Source organism: Variovorax sucrosi, from assembly GCF_051216635.1.
GTDB lineage: Bacteria > Pseudomonadota > Gammaproteobacteria > Burkholderiales > Burkholderiaceae_C > Variovorax.
This window is the reverse complement of record NZ_JBPJZU010000017.1, coordinates 1-5,676: the sequence shown is the minus strand read 5'-3', so window position 1 is coordinate 5,676 and position 5,676 is coordinate 1. Positions and strand designations below refer to the sequence as shown.

6 protein-coding genes and 1 pseudogene are annotated in these 5,676 nt (G+C 66.0%); 6 read left to right on the top strand and 1 reads right to left on the bottom strand.

The annotated features are described in order from the left end of the window. A pseudogene (locus tag ACSFBE_RS23780) lies at positions 1–136 on the top strand (ABC transporter ATP-binding protein); the annotation flags it as partial. Between the two features lie 17 nt (positions 137–153). Next, positions 154–1,470 (top strand): phenylacetate--CoA ligase family protein, encoded by a 1,317-nt coding sequence (locus tag ACSFBE_RS23775; RefSeq protein WP_435492869.1) that lies wholly within the window; start codon positions 154–156, stop codon positions 1,468–1,470. A gap of 12 nt (positions 1,471–1,482) precedes the next feature. Here ACSFBE_RS23775 and ACSFBE_RS23770 read toward each other — a convergent pair whose 3' ends face one another. Next, the gene (locus ACSFBE_RS23770) at positions 1,483–2,073 is read right to left on the bottom strand and encodes a Crp/Fnr family transcriptional regulator (protein ID WP_435492868.1); all 591 of its coding nucleotides are present in this window, start codon (positions 2,071–2,073) and stop codon (positions 1,483–1,485) included. Between the two features lie 313 nt (positions 2,074–2,386). Between ACSFBE_RS23770 and ACSFBE_RS23765 the strand changes: the two genes are divergently transcribed. The 4 genes from ACSFBE_RS23765 to ACSFBE_RS23855 form a co-directional block, all read left to right on the top strand. Next, positions 2,387–3,130 (top strand): nitroreductase, encoded by a 744-nt coding sequence (locus ACSFBE_RS23765; RefSeq protein WP_435492867.1) that lies wholly within the window; start codon positions 2,387–2,389, stop codon positions 3,128–3,130. After that, the gene (locus tag ACSFBE_RS23760) at positions 3,130–4,782 is read left to right on the top strand and encodes an acyl-CoA synthetase (RefSeq protein WP_435492866.1); all 1,653 of its coding nucleotides are present in this window, start codon (positions 3,130–3,132) and stop codon (positions 4,780–4,782) included. Before ACSFBE_RS23765 ends, ACSFBE_RS23760 begins: the two co-directional genes overlap by 1 nt. Continuing rightward, a complete protein-coding gene (locus tag ACSFBE_RS23755; protein WP_435492865.1) occupies positions 4,779–5,537 on the top strand; it encodes a 3-hydroxyacyl-CoA dehydrogenase in 759 nt (252 codons plus the stop codon). The genes ACSFBE_RS23760 and ACSFBE_RS23755 overlap by 4 nt, the downstream gene beginning before the upstream one ends. Before the next feature lie 23 nt (positions 5,538–5,560). Further along, positions 5,561–5,676 (top strand): thiolase family protein (locus ACSFBE_RS23855; RefSeq protein WP_435492569.1); only part of this gene is annotated, 116 nt, incomplete at its 3' end.

Below are 5,676 nucleotides of genomic sequence, written 5' to 3'. Positions count from 1 at the left end.
CGTGATGGACGGCGAGGCCAAGAGCCTGCGCGAGAACGAGGACGTCAAGGAGTTCTACCTGGGTGTCGGTGGTGGCGACCGCAAGAGCTTCAAGGACGTGAAGAGCTACAAGCGCAGAAAGAGGTGGCTGGCATGAACGACTCAGGACAGCGCATGGTTACCGGTGCAAAAGGGTCTCGCGCACGGCACGAGGTCGAGAAGTACTACGACGCGCTGGACGTGCGTTCGCCCGCGGAACGAGAGCGCGCCTTGCTGGCGGCCCTGCCGCGGCAGATCGCGCACGCCAAAACCCATGCCCCGGCGATGGCAGAGATCCTCGCCGCCGTTTCCCCCCACCAGGTCACCAGCCGAGCCGCGCTGGCCGCGCTGCCGGTGCTTCGCAAGCACGAGGGCTTCATGAGCCGGCAGTCCCAGCGGACCCCTGTCGATCCATTCGCTGGATTCGCGGCGGTCCGCTGGCACGGTGTGAGCGTCAGGTCGGGCGTGCGCCGGGTGTTCCAGTCACCCGGCCCGCTGTATGAGCCGGAAGGGCACGGCGGCGATTTCGAGCGAAGCGCCAGGGCGATGTTCGCGGCGGGTTTCCAGCCTGGCGACTTGGTCCACAACAGCTTCAGCTACCACCTGACGCCGGCCGGCGCGATCATGGAGGCAGGCGCTATGGCACTCGGTTGTTCCGTGTTCCCCGGCGGCACGGGCAACACGGACCTCCAGCTGCGGGCCATCCTGGACCTGCAGCCGGCCTGTTATGTGGGCACGCCGAGCTTCCTGAAGGTACTGTTTGAGCGCGCGGCCGCCCAAGGCGCTACGCGCCTGCCGTTCACGAAGGCGCTTGTGTCGGGCGAGGCGTTCCCGACGGTGGCACGGGACTGGCTGCGCGAACGCGGGGTCGACGCGTACCAGTGCTACATGACCTCCGACGTGGGACTGATCGCCTACGAAACCGCGCCTCGCGAGGGGCTGGTGCTCGACGAGGGGATCATCGTCGAGATCGTCCGGCCCGGCACCGGCGACCCCGTGCCGGAGGGCGAGGTCGGCGAGGTCGTGGTGACCTCGCTCAACCCGGACTATCCACTGATCCGCTTCGGCACCGGGGACCTCTCCGCGGTCTTGCCCGGGCCCTGCGCTTCGGGCCGCACCAATGTGCGCATCCGGGGTTGGTTGGGGCGCGCCAACCAGACGACCAAGGTGCGCGGCATGTTCGTCGGGCCGGAGCAGATCGCCGAGGTCGCTCGCCGCCACCGCGAGCTTCTGCGCCTGAGGCTGGTGATCGGGGGCAGCAGCACCACCACCTGGGAACCCGATGCCATGTGTCTGCGCGCGGAATGTGCAAGCGCAAGCGACGAACTGGGCTCGAGCATCGCGCGAACCGTTCGAGAGCTGACCAAGTTGCGATGCGAGGTCGAGTTCGTCGGCCCCGGTACGCTGCCCAACGATGGCCTGGTCATCGAAGACCTGCGGGCGCCCGTCTAGCAGGTCGACGGTTCAAGCCGTGCGGGCGAAGTGCTGCAGCCCCGGCAGGTCCAGCACTTCGATGGTCCCGTATCGGCTTCGAAGGAAACCGGCGTCTTCCAGTTCGCGAATGGCCTTGTTCGTGTTCTGCCGCGCCAACCCGCTCAGCCGGCCGATCTCTTCCTGCGAGATGGCCAGCTGCTTGGCGGTCGTCGGATACAGCTGGGGATTGAACAGCTCAGAGAGGCAGAACGCGACACGTGCCGTCGCTTCCTGGAATCTCGAGGTTTCGACCAGCGAGACGTAATGAGCCAGGCGCGCATTGAGCTGGTCGATCACCCACCGGCTGAAGAACGAGCTGTCGTCGATCAGCCACTGGAAGGTGGCGCGCGGCAAGAAGGCCACCCCGCTGTCCCGGATGGCGACGACCGCATAGGGCCGCAACTCGCCTTTGATGACCGCACCCTCGCCGAACCAGGCGCCGGCGGGCACCCCGGCGAACGTCGTGCAGCGTCCATCCTCTGCCACCTTGTCGACCTTGAGCATTCCGGCCACAACGCCCATCCAGTGGATCGCAGGCTGGCCACGGGTGCACACCGTTGCGCCGGCCTGGTACTCGCGCAAGAACGCGTCTCTTCGCACCCGATTCAATTGAATCTCGGTCAGCCCAGCGCTCCAGCTGGAAGCAAGCAAAAAGTCTGGCAATCGCCCGGGCTCAGTCATTCGATTTTTCCAGCAGCCCCGAAATCAATGATTTTCAGGGCTCGCACCGAGAAGGGCAACGGGGGCAAACCTCAGTCGAACCAGATGCCAGTGCGATCTGGCCGCGAGTGTCATCTGCCCGACATTCGCAGGACGTCTCGACTCCTAGCATCCGTGATGCCGACGAGGGCCCTGAAGCGAAGCGTCCCTCGCGGCCAAGAAACTAGGAGACTCTATGAATCGAATGTCCGACGCGCCGATCGGAAACGACCAGGATCTGCAGCGCTCAGTCGACTGGGCCATCTCGACACGCCGAAGCGTGCGGGCTTTCCAGGCGAAAGACGTTACGGACGCGCAGATCAGCGACATCCTGCAGGTGGCGTCGTACGCCGCGTCGGGAATGAACACCCAGCCCTGGCATGTGCACGTCGTGCGCGGCGAGGCCAAGGACCGACTCAGCCACCGGATCGCCGAGATCGACGACGACCCGGCGCAAGCAGCAGATCTGCGCGAGCCCTACAACTACTACCCGGTGAAATGGACATCGCCCTTTGTGGAAAGGCGGAGAAAGGTCGGCTGGGACTTGTACGGCTTGCTGGGCATCGAGAAAGGCGACAAGCAGCGCATGCACGCCCAGCACGGGCGCAACTACCGGTTCTTCGATGCCCCGATCGGCCTCTTTTTCACGGTCAGCCGTTTGATGGAACAAGGAAGTCTCATCGACTACGGCATGTTCCTTCAGAGCGTCATGGTCGCCGCACGCGCCAGGGGCCTCGACACCTGTCCGCAGGTCGCCTTCACCAAATTCCATCGCGTCATCGCCGACGAACTCGGCATCCCCGACGACCAGATGCTGGTCTGCGGCATGAGCCTCGGCTACGCGGACATGTCGCGCGCCGAAAACACCCTGGTGACGGAACGCGAACCGGTCGACCGCTTCGCCACCTTCCATCGGAAACCGCGTCAGGAGTCCCGTTGATGGCCGCCGGCATCTACAAGGAAGGGCTGGAACGCACGCCAGCCAACCACGTTCCGCTCACCCCCCTGCGCTTCATCGACCGCACGGCGGACGTGTACCCCGAACGCACGGCCATCATTCACGGGGCGTACCGACAAAGCTGGGCCGAAACGCGTGCCCGTTGTTATCGCCTCGCATCGGCGCTGGTCCAGCGTGGCGTTCGCCGTGGCGACACCGTTTCGATCATGGCGCCCAACACCCCGGCCATGCTCGAGGCGCACTTCGGCGTCCCCCTGTCGGGTGCGGTGCTCAATGCCATCAATTCACGGCTCGATGTCGACGGCCTCGCCTTCATCCTCCAGCACAGCGAGTCACGCATCCTGCTGGTGGACAGCGAGCATTCGGCCACGGCGCTGAAGGCAGTAGCCAAGCTGCCGAACCCGCCGATCCTCATCGACATCTACGACGTGGAGGGTCCGCGCAACGAAGCCGTGGGCGTGCTCGACTACGAGGCGCTGCTGGCGGAAGGCGACGCCGCATTCGAAGGCGTATGGCCCACCGACGAGTGGGATCCGATTGCGCTGAACTACACCTCGGGCACCACGGGAGACCCCAAGGGCGTGGTCCCCAGCCATCGCGGCACCTATCTCATGAGCCTGCTGCAGCTCACGGACTGGGCGGTTCCCAAGGCCCCCGTCTATCTCTGGACGCTGCCGATGTTCCATGCGAATGGGTGGTGCTTCACCTGGGCCATCACGGCCGCCGCAGGCACACACGTCTGCCTTCGCAAGGTCAGCGCGGCGTCGATCTACGAAGCGATCGCGGTGCACGGGGCCGATCATTTCTGCGCCGCGCCCACGGTCATGGGCATGCTGGCAAATGCGCGCGACGACGAGCGTCGTGTGCTGCCGGGCCCGGTGCGGGTGCTCACCGCGGGCTCTCCCCCACCGGCGACGGTGCTCGAAGCCACGGCGTCGCTCGGGTTCGCCGTCGACCACGTCTACGGCATCACGGAGATCAGCGGAACGCCAGTGAGCTGCGCGTGGCAGGACGGCTGGAACGAGCTCGACGGTGCGGAACGCGCAAGGCTTCAGGCGCGCCAGGGCGTGCGCGCCGCGGCCCTCGAAGGCTTGCAGGTGGTCGATTCGCAGACGATGCACCCCGTGCCCAAGGACGGGCGCACGGCGGGGGAGCTTGTCGTTCGCGGGAACACCGTGATGACCGGCTACCTGAAGAATCCCACCGCAACGCGGCAGGCCTTCGAAGGCGGATGGTTCCACACCGGGGACGTCGCGGTGGTGCATCCGGATGGCTATGTCCAGATCACCGACCGCTCGAAGGACGTGATCATCTCGGGCGGCGAGAACATCTCCTCGGTCGAGGTCGAAGACGTGCTGCATCGGCATGAAGCGATTCTTTACGCCGCGGTCGTGGCGCATCCCGATCCGAAGTGGGGCGAGGTGCCATGCGCATTCGTCGAGCTCAAGCCCGGGGCGCCGCCGGTCAACGAGGCCGACATCATCGCGTTCTGCAGGCAGCGGCTCGCGCACTACAAGTGCCCCCGCCGCGTCGTGTTCGCGGCGCTGCCGAAGACCGCGACGGGGAAGATTCAGAAGTTCCTGCTGCGCCAACAGGCCGGCAGCCAGGCGGCGATCATCGGAGGAAAAACATGAAGATCAGCGACAAGGTTTTCATCGTGACCGGCGGCGCTTCCGGCCTGGGGGAAGGGACGGCAAGGATGCTCGCGGAGAACGGCGCGCGCGTCGTCGTTGCCGACATGCAGGACGACAGAGGCGCAGCGGTCGCCCGGGCCATCGGCGGCCTGTTCGTCCGATGCGACGTGACGCAGGAAGCCGACGGCATCGCCGCCGTGGCGGCCGCACAGAAGTTGGGACCGTTCTTCGGTCTGGTGAACTGTGCCGGCATCGCGCCGGCGGAAAAGACCGTCGGCAAGAACGGCGCCCATGCCCTGGCTTCGTTCAGCAAGACGATCACGGTCAACCTGATCGGCAGCTTCAACATGATCCGCCTGGCGGCGGCGGCGATGAGCAGCAACGATCCGGAGCCGACGGGTGAACGCGGGGTGCTGATTTCGACGGCCTCTGTGGCGGCCTACGACGGGCAGATGGGCCAGGCGGCCTACAGCGCGTCCAAGGGCGGCATCGTGGGCATGACGCTGCCGATCGCCCGCGACCTGGCGCGCAGCGGCATCCGCAACATGACGATCGCACCCGGCATCTTCGGCACGCCGATGCTCTTTGGCATGCCCCAGGAAGTCCAGGATGCGCTCGCCGCCAGCGTCCCCTTCCCTTCGCGCCTGGGGCGTCCTGCGGACTACGCCGCCTTGGCCAGGCACATCATCGAGAACGACATGTTGAACGGCGAAGTCATCCGCCTCGACGGTGCCGTGCGCCTGCCCCCGAAGTAAACCCCCATCCCTCTGGAGACCTCATGTCCGAATCCATCGTCATCGTCGGCGCTGCCCGCACCCCCATGGGCGCGTTCCAGGGCGACTTCTCTTCCCTCGCAGCGCATGACCTCGGCGGCGCCGCGATCAAGGCCGCGGT